Origin of the sequence: Arenivirga flava (assembly GCF_030161575.1) — a bacterium.
GTDB classification, from domain to species: Bacteria; Actinomycetota; Actinomycetes; order Actinomycetales; family Microbacteriaceae; genus Arenivirga; species Arenivirga flava.
In genome coordinates this window covers 2292278-2311573 of record NZ_BSUL01000001.1, presented here as the reverse complement: position 1 = coordinate 2311573, position 19296 = coordinate 2292278, and the positions used below count along the sequence as shown (strand labels likewise).

The following is a 19296-nucleotide window of genomic DNA, read 5'->3' as shown; positions in this document are numbered from 1 at the left end:
GACCATGCACGCGCTCGCCGAGGGCCTCGCCCGGCTCGACTCCCTCGCCCGATCGAGCACCGTCGCACGGCTCGCGGAGGCCTTCGCGGCGGGCGGCGAGGAGCTGGCCCTGGTGGGCGGCCCCGTGCGCGACGCCCTCCTCGGCCGCGCGGTCACCGATCTCGACTTCACGACCAGCGCCCGGCCCGATCGCATCCTCGAGCTCGTCAAGCCGCTCGCGAGCGCGCACTGGGACATCGGCCGCGAGTTCGGCACGATCGCGGCCCGGATCGACGGCGAGACCGTCGAGATCACGACCTACCGCGCGGATCAGTACGACGGGGTCACCCGCAAGCCGGTCGTCGCCTTCGGCGACACGCTCGACGGCGACCTGGTGCGCCGCGACTTCACCGTCAACGCCATGGCGCTGCGGCTGCCCTCCGGCGCGCTCGTCGACCCGACCGGCGGGCTGCCGGACCTCGAGGCCGGGCGGCTGCGCACGCCTGCCGAGCCGGAGGTCTCGTTCGGCGACGACCCGCTGCGGATGATGCGCATGGCCCGCTTCGCGAGCCAGCTCGACTTCCGCGTCGACCCCGACACCGCGGCGGCCGCACACGAGCTGGCGGAGTCGATCGACCGGATCTCCGCGGAGCGGGTGCGCGACGAGCTGCAGAAGCTGCTGGCCACCGACTCCCCGCGCCAGGGGCTCGACCTGCTGGTCGACACCGGCATCGCCGAGCTCGTGCTGCCGGAACTGCCGGCGCTGTCGCTGACCAGGGACGCCGCGCACCGGCACAAGGACGTCTACGCCCACAGCCTCACCGTGCTCGACCAGGCGATCGCGCTCGAGCGCAGCCGCGCATCCGCTCCCCCTCCCCCGACCTCGTGCTGCGCTGGGCGGCGCTGCTGCACGACATCGGCAAGCCGGCCACGCGCCGCTTCGAGGGCGCCGGCACGGTGACCTTCCACCACCACGACGTCGTCGGCGCCAAGCTCGCCCGCAAGCGGCTGCGCGCGCTGCGCCTCGACAACGACACGATCGCGGCCGTGAGCCGGCTCATCGAGCTGCACCTGCGCTTCTTCGGGTACACGGAGGGCGGATGGACGGACTCGGCCGTGCGCCGCTACGTGCGCGATGCCGGTGAGCAGCTCGAGCGGCTGCACATCATCACGCGCGCGGACGTGACCACGCAGAACAAGCGCAAGGCGGAACGGCTCGCCTTCGCCTACGACGACCTCGAGCTGCGGATCGCGCAGCTGGCGGAGCAGGAGGAGCTCGACGCGGTGCGCCCGGAGCTCGACGGCGAGCGGATCATGGCGATCCTCGGGATTCCGCCTGGGCCCGCGGTCGGTCGCGCCTACAAGCACCTGCTCGAGGTGCGCCTCGACGAGGGGCCGATCGGCCCGGAGGCGGCGGAGGAGCGGCTGCGCGCCTGGTGGTCGGAGCAGGCCTGACCGGCTCGCTTGCCGCATCCGCTCGGCCGCGACTACACTGAGCAGGTTGCCCTGGGGACACCGTTCCCGGCGGCACGATGCTATTACCCTCCTGTCGCGGAAATCCCGCGGCCGTTCTAGTCCAGAGGAGGTGGGTGAACTATGCATCAGTACGAGTTGATGGTGATTCTCGACCCGGAGGTCGACGAGCGCACTGTTGCTCCCAGCCTGGAGAAGTTCCTGAACGTCATCCGCAATGACGGTGGGACGATCGACAACGTCGACATCTGGGGCCGTCGTCGCCTGGCGTACGAGATCGCGAAGAAGAGCGAGGGCATCTACGCCGTCGTCAACTTCACCTCGGAGCCCGCCAGCAGCGCCGAGCTCGACCGCCAGCTCGGCCTCAGCGAGGCCGTCCTGCGCACCAAGATCCTCCGCGCGGAGGAGCACTTCGCCCAGGTCGCCGCTGCCAAGAAGGCCGCAGACGAGAAGGCCGCCCGCAAGGCCGCCGCACCGGCGAAGGCGGAGTAAGGCATGGCCGGCGAGACGATCATCACGGTGGTCGGCAACCTCACTGCCGATCCGGAACTCCGGTACACCCAGAACGGCCTCGCGGTCGCCAACTTCACCATCGCCTCCACGCCCCGCACCTTCGACCGCCAGGCGAACGACTGGAAGGACGGCGAGGCGCTGTTCCTCCGCGCGTCCGTCTGGCGCGAGTTCGCCGAGCACGTCGCGGGATCGCTGACCAAGGGAAGCCGCGTCATCGCGTCCGGCCGCCTGAAGCAGCGCTCCTACGAGACGAAGGAAGGCGAGCGGCGCACCTCGATCGAGCTGGAGGTCGACGAGATCGGCCCCTCGCTCCGCTACGCGACCGCGCAGGTCACCCGTACGCAGGGTGGCGGCGGCGGTGGCAACCGCGGCGGCGGTGCCCCGATCCAGCAGCAGCAGAACCGCGGCGGCGACGAGCCCTGGGCCCCGAGTGGCGGCCAGCAGGGCGGCGGCGCCGACGTGTGGAGCACGCCGGGTCAGTACAACGACGAGGTCCCCTTCTAGTCGTCGAGGCTTCACCTCGACGACGAGATCCCCTTCTCAACATCTCCGGGCGGATGCACTCCGCCCGACTTCCTGAAAGCAGGTAACAACATGGCTGGAAAGAGCAGCGGCGACCGCCGCAAGCCGGCCCGCAAGGGCGGCAAGAACGCCGCTCCCGCGAAGTCCATCAAGGTCGGCGTGATCGACTACAAGGACGTCGCGACGCTTCGCAAGTTCGTCTCCGAGCGTGGCAAGATCCGCGCGCGCCGCATCACCGGCGTCTCCGTCCAGGAGCAGCGACTCATCGCCCGCGCGGTCAAGAACGCGCGCGAGATGGCGCTCCTCCCCTACGCCGGCTCCGGCCGCTAAGGAGGAAGCACATGTCGAAGCTCATCCTCACCAACGAGGTCTCCGGTCTCGGCTCCGCCGGTGACGTCATCGAGGTCAAGAACGGTTACGCCCGCAACTACCTCATCCCGCAGGGCTTCGCTGTCGCGTGGTCGCGCGGTGGCGAGAAGCAGGTCGAGCAGATCAAGGCCGCCCGCGCTGCGCGCGAGCTCGCCACGATCGAGGAGGCCAAGGATCTCAAGGCCCGCATCGAGGCCAACATCATCACGTTGCGCGTGAAGGCCGGTGCCGAGGGCCGTCTGTTCGGCTCGGTGAAGACCGCCGACGTGGCCAAGGCCATCGCCGACGCGGGCGTCACCGGCGTCGACAAGCGCAAGATCGAGATCGCCTCGGCGATCAAGGTCACGGGCAAGCACGAGGCCACCCTGCGCCTGCGCGACGACCTCGTCGCGACGATCGCACTGCAGGTGGTCGCGGCCAAGTAAGGCACGCGCACCGCGAAGCGGCAGCGGTGGGGATCCGTCCCCACCGCTGCCGCTTTTTCGCGCCTGTCAACCCCTCTTCGCGGGGCGTTTGTGCACAGGTGTGGGTCGGAACGAGCAAGGTTCAACTGCTGCTCTAAACAAGTTTTTCCACACGGCATGTGGACACGGAAATGCCTGGTCAGCGGCCGGTAGAGGCCAATGATCCACTGACATTCCACAACTCTGCCCACAGGCTGTCCCCATGTCCGTCGGCGTTTCTCCCAAGTCCTCCACAGAGTTATCCACAAGCCCATTTGGTGGTCCGGGCATGCGGTCCCTAGGGTGTGACAGCGCCGCCCGCGAGGGCCGGTCGCGGGCCCGCACCGGGGACGTGTCGGAGGTCCGTCGTAGAACTGCACTAAGCCGCTCGCCGCACCCCGCGAGCGCCTGATCGCCGAGGAGGCCGCGCGTGTCGATCGCTCATCTGGGAGTCGCGGACGAAGCGACGCAGACCCGGCGCGGCAGCGAGCGCACCCCTCCGCACGACCTGCTCGCCGAGCAGAGCGCGCTCGGCGGCATGCTGCTCAGCAAGGACGCCGTCGCCGACGTGATCGAGACCGTCCGCGGGGTGGACTTCTACCTGCCGAAGCACGAGATCATCTACGACGCGGTGCTGGCGCTCTACTCGCACGGCGAGCCCACCGACGTCATCACGGTGACCGATCAGCTCAGCAAGGACGGCCTGCTCTCGCGGGCCGGTGGTGCCGAGTACCTGCACACGCTGACGAGCCTGGTGCCCACCGCGGCGAACGCCGGCTTCTACGCCACGATCGTGGCCGAGAAGGCCGTGCTGCGCCGTCTCGTGGAGGCCGGCACCCGCATCGTGCAGATGGGCTACGGCAGCGAGGAGAGGTCGTCGACCTCGTCAACAACGCGCAGGCCGAGATCTACAACGTGACCGGCGGCGTGCAGACCGAGGACTACGTGCCGCTCAGCGACGCCGTCAGCACGGCGATCGACGAGATCGAGGCCGCCAAGGGTCGCGACGGCCAGATGACCGGCGTGCCCACCGGTTTCGCGGAACTCGATGCGCTCACCAACGGCCTGCATCCGGGCCAGCTCATCCTCATCGCGGCCCGCCCGGCGCTCGGCAAGTCGACCCTCGCCCTCGACTTCGCCCGCGCCGCCGCCATCAAGCACGGTCAGGCCGCCGTCTTCTTCTCGCTCGAGATGGGGCGCAGCGAGATCGCGATGCGCCTCATGAGCGCCGAGGCCAGCGTGCCGCTGCAGAACATGCGCAAGGGCACCGTCGACAACCGCGACTGGACCACCATCGCCCAGGTGCGCGGCCGTATCAACGACGCTCCGCTCTTCATCGACGACTCCCCCAACATGACGCTGGTCGAGATCCGCGCCAAGGCGCGCCGCCTCAAGCAGACGAACGACCTCAAGCTCATCGTCATCGACTACCTCCAGCTCATGACGAGCGGCAAGCGCGTCGAGAGCCGCCAGCAGGAGGTCAGCGAGTTCTCGCGAGCGCTCAAGCTGCTCGCCAAGGAGCTCAAGGTGCCCGTCATCGCCCTCTCGCAGCTGAACCGAGGCCCCGAGCAGCGCGCCGACAAGAAGCCCGCCGTCAGCGACCTGCGCGAGTCCGGCTCGCTCGAGCAGGACGCCGACATGGTGATCCTGCTCCACCGCGAGGCCGCCTACGAGAAGGACAACCCGCGCGCCGGCGAGGCCGACCTCATCGTCGCCAAGCACCGCAACGGTCCGACCGCGACGGTGACCGTCGGCTTCCACGGGCACTTCTCGCGCTTCGCGGACATGGCTCCGGCCTGATCAGTGCGAGAGGCGAGACGCCTCCCCACCCATCGGCCGCGTCGCGAACAGCCAGCCCGGGTACCATCGCGCGAGTGCGGGCAGGATCCGCTCACACCGCAGGCGACAGCGAGCAGAACCGCTCGGTCTGCTTCTCGGGGCCGATGACCACGATCGTCTCGCCGCTGACGAGCGCCGTGTCGGGCGCGACCGGCATCCAGCGCCCGTCCCGCTTGACCCTGATCACACCGACGCCGTGCTTCTCGTGCAGCTGCAGTTCGCCGATCGCGCCGCCGGTCGCCTCGCCGGGCACCTGGGTGACGGCGACGACGAGATCGTCGTCGAGTCGCACGTAGTCGAGCATGGAGCCGCGGACGAGGTGGGCGACGCGACGGCCCATGTCGGCCTCTGGGTAGACGACGTGGGAGATGCCGATCTGCTCGAGGATGAGCCCGTGCTGCTCGCTGATGGCCTTGGCCCAGATCTCGACGGTTCCGCGCCGCTTCAGGAGCGATGCGGTGAGGATGCTGGCCTGGATGTCGGAGCCGATCGCGATGACGACGCGATCGAAGCTGTCGATGCCGAGCTGCTCGAGCGCGGCCTCCCGGGTGCTGTCGGCGCGGACGACGTGCGTCAGCACGCCGTTGAGCGACTGGACGATGTCCTCGTCGGTATCGATGCCGAGCACCTCGGCACCGCTGTCGACGAGCTCGATGGCGAGGGCGCGCCCGAACCGTCCGAGTCCGATGACGGCGACGCTCTGAGCGTCGCGGGTTGCGTTGCGTCTAGCCAATAACAGGTCGCTCCTTCGGGAGTTCGTAGAGGCGCTGCTCCCGGCGCAGCGCGAGCGCGGAGCCGAGGGCGACGGGGCCGAGGCGGCCGATGAACATGAGCAGGATGAGCACCGCTTGCGCGGCTTCGGGCAGCGATGCGGTGATGCCGGTCGAGAGTCCCACGGTCGCGAACGCCGAGATGACCTCGAAGAGGATGCGGTCGAGCCCGTGGTCGGAGATCAGCATGATGAACGCGGTGGAGGCGACCACGAGCGCGACCGAGACGAGGGCGATCGTGATCGCCTCGCGGTGCACCGACCGGGGCAGCCGCTTGCCGAACATGTTCACCGCGGTGCCGCCGCGCAGTTCGGTGAGCACGATGAAGAACAGCACGGCGAAGGTCGTGATCTTCAACCCTCCGGCGGTCGATGCCGGTCCGGCGCCGATGAACATGAGCACGTCGTGCAGCAGCCAGGTGGTCGGGTGCATGGCCGAGATGTCGAGGTTGTTGAACCCGGCGGTGCGCGGCATGACCGCGGCGACGAAGCCGGCCAGGAGCCGCTCCTGCGGTTCCAGCGCCCCCAGGGTGCCGGGGTTGTCCCATTCGAGCGCCGTGATCGCGACGGTTCCGCCGATCAGCAGCACGCCGGTGCCGACGAGCACGGTCGTCGTCGTCAGGGTCCAGAGCCGCGGCAGCCGGTAGCGGCGCAGGAGCTCGAGGATAACGGAGAAGCCGAGCCCTCCGAGGATCACCGCGCCGCTGATCGGGAGCGTGATCCAGGGGTCGGCGACGAAGCCCATCAGGCTGTCGCTGTAGAGCGCGAAACCGGCGTTGTTGAACGAGGAGACGGCGTGGAAGACGCCGTGCCACAGCGCATGTGCGAAGCCGTAGTCGTACCCCAGCCACCAGCGAGCCGTCAGCAGCAGGGCGACGACGGTCTCGACCACCAGAGCGATGAGCACCACCCGGGTGATCACGCGGCGCACGTCGCCGAGGCCGACCGTGTGCGTCTCGCTGACCGCCGTGAGTCGGGTGCGCAGGCCGAGCCTGCGGGCGACGAGCAGCCCCAGGAGGGTTGCGATGGACATGACGCCGATGCCGCCGATCTGGATGAGCAGCAGGATGATCGCGTGGCCGAACGGCGCCCAGAACACGGGCGTGTCGACGATGATGTGCCCGGTGACGCACACCGCGCTGGTGGCCGTGAACAGCGCCTCCAGGAACGTGGCTCCGCCGGGCCCCTCCTTCGCGATGGGCAGCATGAGCAGGCCGGTGCCGGCGGCGATGACCGCGGCGAAGGAGGCCGCGATGATCGCGGCGGGATGCGAGCGGTACCGCGGGCGCAGCGGGCGAGGGCGGCTGTTCACGCTGTCACGGTAGACCAGAGCACGCCGTCGCCCGCACGATGCCTGCATCCGCGCGTGAGGAAACCGTTAGGGAGCCGGCCGACCAGCGTCGCCGTCGTGCGGTGCGGCTTCGATCTGCGCACGCTCAGGATCCTCCCCCGAGGCCAGGGCGGTCTGCTGCAGCCGACCGTCCGCGATCGGGATCGAGCCGGTCGTGGCGTCGGTGTACCACTCGGAGAGCGCCGGGTCCTCCGTATCCAGCCAGGCACCCGCCCCCGCTCCGCGTCGATCTGGCTCGCCCCGAAGACGAAGTCGTCGCCGTGCTCCGCGATACCCGCCCGGACGCCCTCGGCGATGGCGGCCTTCGCGTAGCGGCGGCGCAGCATGTAGGGATCGTTGCGCAGATCCCTGGCCCATGCCCACATCGCGGCGAGCACGACGAAGGCGAACGGCAGCGCCGTGACGACCATGATCGCCTGCAGCCCGGAGAGCGCATCCTGCCCGCCCGCCAGCAGCAGCGAGGCCGCGATGAGCCCGAGCATGAGCCCCCAGAAGATGGTGACGCCGCGGGTCGGCTCGGGCCGGCCCTCCTGGCTCATGGAGCCCATCACGATGGAGGCGCTGTCGGCGGAGGTGACGAAGAAGATGACGATGGACACGAGCGCGACGACACTGGTGACGATGCCGAGCGGCAGCTCGTCGAGCACGGCGAACAGCATCGCCTCGGCCGAGCCCGCCTCGCTGATGCCGGCGCCCTGCGACTCCATCCACATCGAGGTGCCGCCGACGATCCCGAACCAGAGCAGGCTCACGATGGAGGGCACGACCACCACGACGGTGACAAACTCGCGCAGCGTGCGACCGCGGGAGATCTTGGCGATGAACATGCCGACGAACGGCGTCCACGACACCCACCAGGCCCAGTAGTAGGTGGTCCACGCCTGCATGAACGCCTCGGTGTCGGCGCCGTTCGCGTTGTTGCGCATCAGCATCGTGCCGAGCTCGGTGAAGTACGTCACCGCGGTGGCGGGGATGAGGTTGGCCAGCAGCAGGGTGGGTCCGGCGATGAGGATGAAGAGTCCGAGGACGCCCGCCACGACCATGTTGATGTTGGAGAGGATGCGGATGCCGCGCTTGACTCCCGACACCGCCGAGATGATGAACAGCGCGGTGAGCATGGCGATGGCGCCGATGAGGAACCCGTTGCCGAGCTCGCCGAGGCCGGTGACGACCTGGGTGCCGGAGGCGATCTGCAGCGCGCCGATGCCGAGCGAGACGGCGGTGCCGAACAGGGTGACGATGATGGCGAAGATGTCGATCGCCGGCCCGAGCACGCCCTGCGTGCGCTGCGAGAAGACCGAGTCGAAGATCGACGAGATCAGCGGAGCCCGCCCGCGCCGGTACGCGGCGTAGGCGATGGCGCCGCCGACGAGCGCGTAGTACGCCCAGGCCATCGGCCCCCAGTGCAGCAGCGTCTGCGCGAGCGCGGTCTGCATCGCATCCACCGTGCCCGCCTCGACCTCGAAGCCGTGCGGCGGGGTGAGGAAGAAGGTCAGCGGCTCCATCGGCCCGTAGAAGAGCAGGCCGATGCCGATGCCCGCCGAGAAGAGCATCGCGATCCACGACACCCGCGAGAACTCCGGCTCCTCATCGTCGGCGCCGAGCCGCACGCCGCCGGTGCGGCCGTATCCGACCACGAGCATGAAGGCGGCGACGAGGATGGTCAGCACGGTGAAGAGCCAGCCGAAGCTGCTGGTCACCCAGTCGAGCGAGGCGGAGCCGACGGCGGAGATGGAGGCCGGGGAGATGATCGCCCAGACGATCACCGCGAGGGTGGCGGCACCGGCGATGCCGAGCACCACCCAGTTCGTGCGGAACGCCCGACCGGTCTTCTCCACACCGATGCCGGGGATCAGCGCCGGATGCACCGGGTCCGGGTCGATGACCTCGCGGATGATCCGGCGTACGGGTCGGCGCGGTGGCTGCTGGGCGGCGTCGTCGGTCTCGGACATGCCGGGGCCTCTTCTCCATGGTTCGGGTCCGATGGACGATCAGCCACGTTAGCGGGTCGACGCCGCTCTGTCGCACCGCGCGCGGCGACGTGCATCCTGCCGCTGGACGGGGCCTCACTGCAGCGGTGCCCGGGCGCCGAGCGGCCCCTGCTCTGAGAAGAGGGTGCGTCACCGCGTGGTGACGCACCCTCTCGGCGACCGCTGCCGGTCAGTGCTCGTCGTAGTGACCGTCGTGCTCGGCGTGCATGTGCTCGCCGTGCATGTAGTCGACGTGGTCCTCGTGCTCGACGGCCTGGTGCCCGCAGTTCTCGCCGTGCTCGTGCTCCTCGATGCTGTGCTCCGCGTGCTGCTCGGTCTCAGTGCTCATGATGCTCCTCTGATTCGGTGCCGGCGGGCGCCGGCTTCGGTTCGTGGACGTGCGCGAGCGCGTCCCCGATCACGTGCGTGACGTGCGAATCGGCGACCGAGTAGGTCACCTCCTTGCCGCGGCGGACCGCGCTGGCCAGTCCGGCCTGGCGCAGCGTGCGCAGGTGCTGCGACACCAGCGACTGCGACATGCCCGTCGCCTCCACCAGCGCACCCACCGTGCGCGACTCGGCGCCGAGCAGCCGCAGCAGCTGCAGCCGCGACTCGTTGCCCAGCACCTTGAACAGCTGCGCCACCGCCGTCAGGTCCTCTCCGTCCTGCACGAGACCACCTCACCACTCACATGAACAGATTGCAATACGTTCACCTTAGTCGGGAATGATTCTCGGAGTCGCCCGGCGCGCACGGTCGATCGCTGACCCGGCGAGGAGGGAAGCGGGTCATCCGTCGTCGGCGTCTTCGGAGGCGACGAGCTCCACCTTGCTGCGTTCGGCGTTCTCGAGATAGGCGGCGTAGTGGCCGGGGCCGCCGGCCCAGGGGTGACGGTCGACGTAGAGCCGGGTCCAGCCGTGCGCCGGAGCCTCGTCCCAGATGCGATCCACATCCGATCGAGCGCCCGCGTTGAAGGCGAGGTGGTTCACGCCGGAGCCGCGGCGGTCGTGCTGCATCGCTCGTCCGGCGCGTTCCAGCACGATGTACGTGCCGCCGAGCTGCCAGCTGCGACCCGTCGCCCATCGCTCCATCGGACCGTAGCCGAGCCGAGCCAGAAGCCAGTCGTAGGCGGCGCCCCCGATCGCGTCGTCCAGGACCTGCAGCTCGACATGGTGCAGTGATCCGCGCGGCGCTTCCATCCCCGCAGCCTGCCCCAGCCGGCTCGCGGAACCAACCCCGAGCCGCTGGATGCCCTGCTCACCGTCGATGCAGCGGCGGCGACGGGTCCGGTTCGAGGCGCGTCACCCGGCGGGTGCTGAGCGGCGGGTCAGGCGCCCGAGGACCGTCAGCCGTGCTGCGTCCACCGTTCATCCGGTGGGGCCGTCAGCGCTCGGACGGTCTCCAGCGGCACGCCGGTGCGCCGGACGATCTCGGCCTCCGGCAGGCGCTGCGCGAGCACCGCGATCGCCCCGGAGAGTCCAGCGGCCGCGCGAGCCTGCTCGATGCGGGTGACGTGCCAGGCTCGAGCGAGCTCGTCGAGGACGCGTTCGTCGCCGGCGGTCTCCTGAGCGGCGGCGAGGGCGATGCCGCACGAGTCGTGGTCGCCACGATAGCGCTCGTTCAGGAGCCTGCGGACATCGCCCGCGAGCGCATCGGGATCTGCACGATGGTCCACCGGGAACCCCCTACGTTCGCCCGACTCCCCCGGAGCGCGTTGCCGCCGGGCAGCCAGTATGGCAAACCCTCCCCTCACGGGAGAGTCGGCATTCCTGCGGACAACGCGGCCATCGCCGCGTGCCGCGCGCTGGACGCATGCTGCCGGGCGCCGGATGCATCCGGACTCATCGGACCGGGCGCTCCGTGCGAGCGCGTCGGGGTCCGCTCCCCTCCGGAAGCGCGCAACCGCCCTCGCTGCAGCCCGGTCGGTCCCGTCTCAGGGTTCAGGGACCGCCGTGCTCTGCCGCTGGATCAGTGCGGGGCGCAGCAGGACGGATCGGTGGACGTGCTCCGGATCGCCGGCGATCTCCTCGAGCAGGAGCGCTGCCGCTCGCTGGCCCATCTCGCGACCCGGCTGGCTGATCGTGCTGATCGGCACGATGCTGTCGGCCGTCAGGTGGTTGTTGTCGTAGCCGATGACGAGCATGTCCTCCGGTACGCGCACGCCATGCGATCGCAGTCGCTGGATGGCGCCGGTGGCCAGAGCGTCCGACGCGGCGATCAAGCCGTCGGGGCGTTGCGTCGCAGCGCGGCCGCCGAGCTGCTCGCCGAGCTGGTCGCCGGCGGCGACGGTGATCCGGGTCGTCTCGACGACCTCGAGCTCGACGCCCGCATGGGCTCGCACCGCCGCGCGAGCGCCCTCCAGGCGTTGCGCCACGGCGTGCAGATCGAACGGTCCGCCGGCGAACAGCAGACGCCGGGCGCCGCGGGCGATGAGGTGCTCTGCAGCGAGTCGCCCGCCGTGGACCTCATCGACCTCCACGCCGCACGTCTCTCCGTCGGAACCGGGCCAGTTCACCTGCACCACGGGCGTGCCTCGGCCGCGGACCACCTCGACGCTCTCCAGGGGCCCGTCCAGCGGAGCGAGCATCATGCCGGCGACGCGGAACTCCTCGAAGAGCTCGAGGTACGTGCTCTGTCGCGCGCTGTCGACGTCGCTGTTGGCGAGCAGGATCTTGTAGCCGTGCTGTGCGGTGTACTCCTCCGCTCCGCGGGCGATGTCCACGAAGAAGCTGTTGGCCAGATCGACGACGACGAATCCGATGGTGTCGGCCCGTCCGCTCGCCAGCGACCGTGCCTGCTGGTTGCGCACGAATCCGAGCTCGCGGATGGAGGCGAGCACCCTCTCGCGCTTGGCCGGTTTGACGGCGGAGGGGTTGTTGAGGACGTTCGACACGGTGCCGAGCGACACGCCGGCGTGCAGGGCGACATCGGCCATCACCGGGGCGCGGCGCTGATCACCCGAGACTGGCTGGCTCATGATCCGCCGAGGATATCCGACTCGTGACACGAACGTGACTGACCCGGCTTGACCGCAGCAGCGAGGCGGGTTAGCTTTTGTAGCGCTTCAAAAGTGGAGCTCACCCGGTTCATTCAAGGAGGAATGATGGCTCGTCGCGCAGTGCGCACTGGCACGTTCGTTGGCATCGCTGGTCTCACCGTGTTCGCGTTGGCTGCCTGTGGCGGCACCGGCGGGGGCGGAGGGGATGCAGTCGATTCGTTCAGCGCGTTCATCAACGTCGAGAACGACGCTGCCCAGGCGACCCTGACCGCCCTGGCGGAAGGCGCCTGCACGTCGGAGAACGAGGCGCTGCCGCTCGAGATCGAGACGGTCCCGCAGACCAACCTCGATCAGCAGCTGCAGCTGCGAGCGGGCCAGGGCGCGCTCCCCGTGCTCTACTCTGCGGGGAACGCCCCCGCACTGACCAAGACGCTCGCCGAGTCCGGCAACGTCGCCGACTTCGAGGAGATCCTGACCGGCCTCGACGCCATCGACGACGTGCAGCCGGCGGCGGTGTCGACCATCGAGGCGCTGTACGGCGGATTCAACGCGCTCCCGCTCGAGTACAACATCGAGGGCATCTGGTACAACAAGGCGTACTTCGAGGACTTCGGTATCGCCGTGCCGGAGACCTGGGACGAGCTGGTGGACGCCGCTGCGACGCTCCAGGAGAACGACATCACCGCGTTCTCGGCGAGCGGCGAGCAGGGCTGGCCCCTGACCCGGCTCATCGGCAACTACCTCTTCCGCAGCATCGGCCCGGATGCGCTGCAGGCCGTCGCCGACGGCGAGGCCGAGCTGACCGACCCCGAGTACGTCGAGGCGGCGCAGGCCGTCGCCGATCTCGGTGCGGCGGGCTACTTCGGGCAGGGCGTCGGCTCGATCACCGACGACGTCGCCACGAACCAGTTCCTGAACGGCAGCGCCGGCATGTTCTACATGGGCAGCTGGGCGCTCAGCGACTTCGCCGACGTCGAGCAGAACCAGATCGGCTACGACAACATCGGCTTCATGCCCTTCCCGAACGTCGAGGGCGGTGCTGGCGACAGCAGCCAGATCGCGGCGAACGTCGGTCTGCCGATCACGATGAACGCGCGCTCGGTCGACGAGAACACCGAAGCGTGGCTCTCCTGCATCGCCGAGAACTGGGGCACGACGGCCCTGACCGAAGCGAACCGGGTGTCCGGCTTCGTCGTGAACGAACCCGTCAGCGACACGCCGGCCCTCACCCAGGAGGTCCAGGACCGCATCGCCGACTCCGAGCAGGCCGTGCTGTGGTTCGAGGCGCTCTTCTCGACTGCCGCGACGACGACCAGCCAGACCAACGCCGCCCCGCTGGTATCCGGATCCATCACGGCCGAGGAGTTCATGAGCCTCGTCCAGGCGGACCTCGACTGAACATCCCACCGCACGGGCCGGCGGACGCCGCCGGCCCGTGCGCACCTCGTCGGAGAGGACGAAGATGAACCCCCTGCTCGGAGATCGCCGTTCGACCATGATCCTGGTCGGGCCGGCGCTGCTGGTGTACAGCCTCGTGATGCTCGTCCCCGTCGTGTGGTCGCTCGGTTACACCTTCTTCGAGGGCAACGCCATCGTCGGCTTCTCCTTCGTCGGCCTGCAGAACTTCGGCGATCTGCTCGGCGACACGAAGGTGCACGACGCGCTCTGGTTCACCCTCAAGTACGCGCTCGTGATCACCATCGGTCAGGTCGCGATCGGCTACTTGCTCTCGCTGCTGTACGTCTTCGTGCTGCGGCGCTCGTCGAGCATCGTGCGCACCCTCGTGTTCTTCCCGGTCGTGCTCCCCACCGTCGCGGTGGGCCTGCTGTTCCAGCAGCTCTTCGCCATCGCGCCCCAGAACGGTCTGGTGAACTCGTTCCTCAACGTCTTCGGGGCCGAATCCGTGGACTGGTTCGGAGACGGCGCCAGCGCCTTCCTCGTCATCGCGATCATGGACATCTGGCGGTCGATGGGCTTCTACGGCGTGCTGCTGTACGCCGGCCTCGTCGACATCCCCGAGGAAGTCCTCGAATCCGCGCGCATGGATGGCGCCACCGGCTGGAAGCTCGTGCGCAGCATCGTGGTCCCGCTCTCGGCACCGGTGCTGGTCTCGGCGCTCATCTTCTCGATCAACGGAACCCTGAAGGTCTTCGACAGCGTCCTCGCCTTGACCAACGGCGGTCCCGGAACGTCGACCAGCCCTCTGACGATCCTGATGTTCCAGACCTCGTTCACGAACGGCCAGTACGGGTACGGCAGCTCCATCGCACTGCTGCTCACGATGATCTGCCTCGTCGTGACCGTCTTCATCTTCCGCGCCTCCCGCCGCGACCTCACGAAGGGCTGACCGATGTCCTCCATCACCTCCGCCGCCGAAGCGGCAACGCGGCCGTCTCCGCACCGCCCCGTGCGTCGTCGCCGTCCCCTTCGCACTGTCCTCGCCCGCATCCCCGCCCTGGCTGCGGTCGGCCTGCTGCTCATCGTGGTCGTCGGACCGCTCGTCTGGTTGCTCCTGGGCTCGTTCAAGACCCAGCGGGAGTTCCTGGAGCAGCCCGTGTGGGCGCTGCCGCAGCAGTGGAGCTTCGACAACTACGTGCAGGCCTGGACGACCGGCAACTTCGCCCAGTACCTGGGCAACAGCGCGCTGACGGTCCTGCCGGCGCTGTTCCTGATGCTGCTGCTCGGATCGATGGCCGGATTCGCCCTCGAGGTGCTGGTGTGGAAAGGCCGCGGCACCGTGCTGCTGCTGTTCCTGGCCGGCATCATGGTGCCCACGCAGCTGATCCTGCTGCCGCTGTTCACCGTCTACTTCCAGACCGGCCTGACCGGCAGCCTCTGGCCGCTCTTCATCACCTACACCGCCACCGGACTGCCGTTGACCGTGTTCCTGATGGCCACCTACTTCCGTGCGGTGCCGCGCGAGGTGTTCGAGGCCGCGACGCTCGACGGAGCCGGCATCGTCCGCTCCTTCTTCCTGGTCGGTCTGCCGATGGTCCGCAACGCCCTCCTGACCGTCGGCCTCGTGCAGTTCTTCTTCTTCTGGAACGACCTGCTGATCGCGCTGACCTTCACCAACTCCACCGATCTGCGCACGCTGCAGGTGGGGCTCCTGAACTTCACCGGCCAGTTCGGGTCCATCGAGTACGGCCCCCTGTTCGCGGCCATCTGCTTGAACGTGTTCGGCATGCTCGTCATCTACCTGCTGCTCAACCAGCGCGTGCAGAAGGGCCTCACGGCAGGATCGGTGAAGGGATGAGCGCCGTGACTCCGCGCATCGACGGCGTCGTGCGCTTCGAGCATCTCGACGAGCCGCTCGGCATCGGCAGCTCCCGGCCCCGGCTCAGCTGGCGCCTCGACGCCGCACCGGGCTGGACCCAGCGGGCCTACGAGCTCGAGCTGCACCGGGGCGGCGCCGTGCACGGCACCGGGCTCATCGAGACCGCCGACCAGGTGCTCGTGCCCTGGCCCGGCGCACCGTTGTCGTCCCGGGAACGCGCGACGGTGCGTGTGCGCGCGCACGGCACCGACGGCACCAGCACGGCGTGGAGCGAGGCCGCCGAGGTCGAGGCCGGCCTGCTCAGCGCCGCGGACTGGCGGGCCGTTCCCGTCGGCGGAGCGTGGCCGGAGCGAGCCGGCACCGATCGACGCCCGTCTCGCGTGCGTCGCTCCTTCGTGCTCGACCATGGCATAGCGTCAGCACGGCTCTACGCGTCGGCCCACGGCGTCTACGAGGCCGAGCTCAACGGACAGCGGATCGGCGACGACGTGCTGTCGCCGGGGTGGACGAAGTACGACACGCGGTTGCGCTACCGCACGTACGACGTCACCGGGATGCTGCTGCCGGGCGAGAACGTCATCGGAGCCTGGCTCGGTGACGGCTGGTACCGCGGACGGCTGGGTTTCAACGGCGGCTACCACGATCTCTACGGCGAGGATCTGGCATTCATCGGGCAGCTCGAGGTCCGCTACAGCGACGGACGCAGCGAGATCATCGCCACGGACGGCGCGTGGGAGGCCGCGAAGAGCCCCATCCTCTTCAGCGGGCTCTACGACGGCGAGCAGCACGACCTTCGCCTCGACGGCGAGGGCTGGTCGTCTCCTGGCGGCAGCGATGAGGGTTGGGCGCCCGTGGCCATCGGTCGCCGGGACCCGTCGACGCTGACCGCCCCGGTGCAGCCGCCGGTGCGCTGCACCGAGGAGGTCGAGCCCGCATCGATGCGTCGCGACAGCACCGGCGCGCTGCTGATCGACTTCGGACAGAATCTCGTCGGGCGTCTGCGGATCCGGATCCACGGTCGTGCGGGCCAGGAGATCCGCATCACGCACGCCGAGGTGCTCCAGGACGGCGAGCTCTACCGACGGACGCTCCGCCTCGCCGCCTCGGAGGACGTCGTCACCCTCGCCTCGGACGGCCTCACCGAGTGGGAGCCGCGGTTCACCATCCACGGCTTCCGCTACGCGCGCATCGAGGGATGGGACGGCGAGCCCTCAGCGGGCGACATCGTCGCCCGGGTCCACCACACCGACATGCGCCGCACCGGATGGTTCTCGTCGTCCGACCCGTCGCTCGACCGTCTGCACGAGAACGTGCTCTGGAGCACGCGCAGCAACTTCGTCGACATCCCCACCGACTGCCCCCAGCGGGACGAGCGGCTGGGCTGGACCGGCGACATCCAGGTCTTCGCCCCCACCGCCGCATTCCTCTACGACTGCGCGGGCATGCTCGATTCCTGGCTCGTCGACCTCGCCGAGGAGCAGCTCGAGGACGGCACGGTGCCGTGGTTCGTGCCCACGATCCCCGGCGGATCCACGTGGAATCCGATCAAGCCCGGTGCGGTCTGGGGGGACGCCGCGGTGCTGACCCCTGGGTGCTGCACCAGCGATTCGGCGACGTCCGCATCCTGGAGCAGCAGTACCCGAGCGCGAAGGCCTGGGTCGATCTGATCATCGGCCTCGCCGGCGACGACCGCCTCTGGAACACGGGCTTCCAGCTCGGCGACTGGCTCGACCCGGCGGCTCCCCCGCACGACCCGGCCGCAGGACTCACCGACAAGCATCTCGTCGCCTCGGCCTACCTCGTGCACTCCACGAGGACGCTCGCGGAGACCGCCGCGCGCATCGGTTCGCCGCGCGACGCGGAGCACTACGCTGCGATCGCGGAGGAGGCGCGCCTCGCCTTCGTCGCGGAGTACGTGCGAGACGACGGCTCGATGACGAGCGATGCGCAGACCGCCTACGCGCTCGCGATCGTGTTCGACCTCATCCGGGGCGAACAGGCGCAACTGGCGGGGTCGCGGCTCGCGCAGCTCGTTCGAGACGGCGGCAACCGCATCGCGACGGGGTTCGCCGGCACTCCCGTGATCACGGATGCCCTGACCATGACCGGCCACATCGACACCGCATACGACCTGCTCCTCGAGCGCGGATGCCCGTCGTGGCTCTACACGGTCGATCAGGGGGCGACGACCATCTGGGAGCGCTGGGACAGCATGCTGCCCGACGGCACGGTCAACCCCGGGGAGATGACGTCCTTCAACCATTACGCGCTGGGCGCGGTGGCCGACTGGATGCATCGCGACATCGCGGGCCTGGCGCCGACGGCGCCCGGATACCGCACGGTGCGGGTGCGCCCCACCCCCGGCGGCGGCCTCACCTCTGCCAGCGCGGAGCACGAGAGCCCCTACGGGCGGATCGCAGTCGCCTGGCGCATCGTCGAGACGCGTTTCGAGCTCGAAGTCACCCTGCCCACGGGCGTGAGCGGGCACGTGGAGCTGCCGGACGGCACGTCGCTCGCAGTCGCCTCCGGCACCCTGATCGCAACGTGCGAACTGCTCGCTCCCCCGGGAGCGGTGGGCGCGGGTCCGCTGCACCGGTAGGCGGGCGGCCGGAGGTGCGCGACCGCCGGACCGCCTCGCACCGGCTGCACGCCCCCGGAGCAGCCGAGGTGCGCACAGACCGGGCACCCAGCCGGCCGTCGCAGCGGCGGGTAGGATGGGCGGGTCGTTCGAGCGCTCCGCCGAGCGCCCGCACGAACCGCAGAGGAATGAGGCAGACCGCCGTGTCGGAGACCCCGGACCGCGCCGAGACCGGTGCGCCCATCCTCCCCGAGGGCTCCCACGGCGCCTACTGGCCCGTGCCCCTGCTCCGCGCCGCGGGCGCGCTCGTCGCCGGCCTCATCGTCACCTTCTCGACCGCGCACTCGGCGCCGATGGGCTTCTGGGCCCTGGCCGGCGTGGCGCTCGTGGCGGGCGTGGCCCAGATCGCCCTCGCGCTGGGTCTGCCCGGTGTCTTCCGCGCTCTGCTGCTCACCCAGGGCGCGGTGCTGCTGCTCGCCGCCGCGGCGGCCGGGCTGCTGAGCCTCACCGGCACGGCCGTGCTGGTCGTGCTCGTCATCGCCGTCGCGGCGGTCACCGGCCTGCTCGAGCTCATCGCCGGATTGCGCGCCCGCGGGCGCGCCACGGTCGCCCGCGACTGGATCGGCGCCGGCGCCATCACCATGCTCTTCGCCCTCGCCGCGCTGCTCGTGCAGCCCGGCTACGCGCAGCCGTGGCAGGTCGTCGACAAGGAGACCGAGCAGCTGGTCACCGGTGTGCTGACCGGCGAGATCGTCATCGTCGGGGTCGTCGGCGCGTACGCCGTCGTGCTCGGCCTCTTCCTGCTCATCGCGGGCATCTCCGCCCGCTGGGAGCACCGCCGCGCCGTGCGCGCCATCGTCTCAGGAGCCCCCGCGTGAGCAAGCAGCCCAGCCGCAGCGATCGACTGCGCCCGGTCGAGCTGATCGTGCTCGCCGCCGTCATGGCGGTCTTCGCCGGTCTCGTCGTGCTGATGACCACCCGCGACATCGCCTTCGCCGGCATCTCGTTCGGCATCGCCTTCATCGCGGTGCTGGTCGTGCTCGCGATGCTGGCCCTGGCCGTCCGTCCGCAGCGTGCGCCGGGCGAGGAGCAGGCCCCGCCGCAGCAGCGGCGACCGGATTCGGACGCGCACTAGCTGTACCCGCTCGCTACCCCGCGGGCCGTGATGCAGCAGGGGCCGGGACGATCGTCCCGGCCCCTGCTGCATCCGCTCGA

The 19296-nt window shown here is 69.7% G+C and carries 18 protein-coding genes and 3 pseudogenes; 13 read left to right on the top strand and 8 right to left on the bottom strand.

The genetic code is table 11. From position 1 onward, the window contains the following. Positions 1-4 precede the first annotated feature (4 nt). From QQK26_RS11135 to dnaB, 6 genes and pseudogenes are all read left to right on the top strand, one after another. Positions 5-1434: pseudogene (locus tag QQK26_RS11135) on the top strand (CCA tRNA nucleotidyltransferase). A 141-nt stretch (positions 1435-1575) separates the two neighbouring features. After that, positions 1576-1944 carry a 30S ribosomal protein S6 gene (rpsF, locus tag QQK26_RS11130; protein ID WP_284232705.1) on the top strand — a complete coding sequence of 123 codons (369 nt, stop codon included), beginning with the start codon at positions 1576-1578 and terminating at the stop codon, positions 1942-1944. Positions 1945-1947: 3 nt separating this feature from the next. Next, positions 1948-2469 carry a single-stranded DNA-binding protein gene (locus QQK26_RS11125; RefSeq protein WP_284232704.1) on the top strand — a complete coding sequence of 174 codons (522 nt, stop codon included), beginning with the start codon at positions 1948-1950 and terminating at the stop codon, positions 2467-2469. 90 nt (positions 2470-2559) lie between these two features. Continuing rightward, complete coding sequence (gene rpsR / locus QQK26_RS11120) at positions 2560-2817, top strand: 30S ribosomal protein S18 (protein WP_284232703.1); 258 nt, start codon at positions 2560-2562, stop codon at positions 2815-2817. Between the two features lie 11 nt (positions 2818-2828). Then, positions 2829-3281 carry a 50S ribosomal protein L9 gene (rplI, locus tag QQK26_RS11115; RefSeq protein WP_284232702.1) on the top strand — a complete coding sequence of 151 codons (453 nt, stop codon included), beginning with the start codon at positions 2829-2831 and terminating at the stop codon, positions 3279-3281. A 448-nt stretch (positions 3282-3729) separates the two neighbouring features. Continuing rightward, positions 3730-5099: pseudogene (gene dnaB, locus QQK26_RS11110) on the top strand (replicative DNA helicase). A 91-nt stretch (positions 5100-5190) separates the two neighbouring features. Here dnaB and QQK26_RS11105 read toward each other — a convergent pair. The 8 genes from QQK26_RS11105 to QQK26_RS11070 all read right to left on the bottom strand — a co-directional run bounded on the left by QQK26_RS11105 (position 5191) and on the right by QQK26_RS11070 (position 12205). Beyond that, positions 5191-5871, bottom strand: a complete 681-nt coding sequence (locus QQK26_RS11105; protein WP_284232701.1) for a potassium channel family protein — start codon at positions 5869-5871, stop codon at positions 5191-5193. Further along, complete coding sequence (locus QQK26_RS11100) at positions 5864-7267, bottom strand: TrkH family potassium uptake protein (protein WP_431308002.1); 1404 nt, start codon at positions 7265-7267, stop codon at positions 5864-5866. Before QQK26_RS11100 ends, QQK26_RS11105 begins: the two co-directional genes overlap by 8 nt. Continuing rightward, positions 7216-9210 (bottom strand): BCCT family transporter, encoded by a 1995-nt coding sequence (locus QQK26_RS11095; protein ID WP_284232699.1) that lies wholly within the window; start codon positions 9208-9210, stop codon positions 7216-7218. The genes QQK26_RS11100 and QQK26_RS11095 overlap by 52 nt, the downstream gene beginning before the upstream one ends. Before the next feature lie 208 nt (positions 9211-9418). After that, positions 9419-9577 carry a zinc transporter permease gene (locus QQK26_RS11090; protein WP_284232698.1) on the bottom strand — a complete coding sequence of 53 codons (159 nt, stop codon included), beginning with the start codon at positions 9575-9577 and terminating at the stop codon, positions 9419-9421. After that, positions 9567-9899 carry an ArsR/SmtB family transcription factor gene (locus QQK26_RS11085; RefSeq protein WP_284232697.1) on the bottom strand — a complete coding sequence of 111 codons (333 nt, stop codon included), beginning with the start codon at positions 9897-9899 and terminating at the stop codon, positions 9567-9569. The genes QQK26_RS11090 and QQK26_RS11085 overlap by 11 nt, the downstream gene beginning before the upstream one ends. 117 nt (positions 9900-10016) lie before the next feature. Beyond that, positions 10017-10427, bottom strand: a complete 411-nt coding sequence (locus QQK26_RS11080; RefSeq protein WP_284232696.1) for a VOC family protein — start codon at positions 10425-10427, stop codon at positions 10017-10019. A gap of 146 nt (positions 10428-10573) precedes the next feature. After that, entirely contained in the window at positions 10574-10903 is a 330-nt protein-coding gene (locus QQK26_RS11075; RefSeq protein ID WP_284232695.1) for a hypothetical protein, read from the bottom strand. 258 nt (positions 10904-11161) lie between these two features. Further along, positions 11162-12205, bottom strand: a complete 1044-nt coding sequence (locus QQK26_RS11070; RefSeq protein WP_284232694.1) for a LacI family DNA-binding transcriptional regulator — start codon at positions 12203-12205, stop codon at positions 11162-11164. 180 nt (positions 12206-12385) lie between these two features. Between QQK26_RS11070 and QQK26_RS11065 the strand changes: the two genes are divergently transcribed. The 7 genes and pseudogenes from QQK26_RS11065 (at position 12386) to QQK26_RS11035 (ending at position 19216) form a co-directional block, all read left to right on the top strand. After that, the gene (locus tag QQK26_RS11065; RefSeq protein ID WP_284232693.1) at positions 12386-13624 is read left to right on the top strand and encodes an ABC transporter substrate-binding protein; all 1239 of its coding nucleotides are present in this window, start codon (positions 12386-12388) and stop codon (positions 13622-13624) included. A 64-nt stretch (positions 13625-13688) separates the two neighbouring features. Next, positions 13689-14573 (top strand): carbohydrate ABC transporter permease, encoded by an 885-nt coding sequence (locus tag QQK26_RS11060; protein ID WP_284232692.1) that lies wholly within the window; start codon positions 13689-13691, stop codon positions 14571-14573. Between the two features lie 3 nt (positions 14574-14576). Then, the gene (locus QQK26_RS11055) at positions 14577-15482 is read left to right on the top strand and encodes a carbohydrate ABC transporter permease (RefSeq protein WP_284232691.1); all 906 of its coding nucleotides are present in this window, start codon (positions 14577-14579) and stop codon (positions 15480-15482) included. Further along, positions 15479-17748: pseudogene (locus QQK26_RS11050) on the top strand (family 78 glycoside hydrolase catalytic domain); the annotation flags it as partial. The gene QQK26_RS11055 and the pseudogene QQK26_RS11050, both read left to right, overlap by 4 nt. Further along, positions 17749-18102, top strand: coding sequence for an alpha-L-rhamnosidase C-terminal domain-containing protein (locus QQK26_RS16515; RefSeq protein ID WP_431308035.1), 354 nt, complete (start codon positions 17749-17751; stop codon positions 18100-18102). It abuts the pseudogene before it with no gap. A gap of 182 nt (positions 18103-18284) precedes the next feature. Then, positions 18285-18959, top strand: coding sequence for a hypothetical protein (locus tag QQK26_RS11040; RefSeq protein ID WP_284232688.1), 675 nt, complete (start codon positions 18285-18287; stop codon positions 18957-18959). Next, entirely contained in the window at positions 18956-19216 is a 261-nt protein-coding gene (locus tag QQK26_RS11035; RefSeq protein WP_284232687.1) for a hypothetical protein, read from the top strand. Before QQK26_RS11040 ends, QQK26_RS11035 begins: the two co-directional genes overlap by 4 nt. Positions 19217-19296 lie beyond the last annotated feature (80 nt).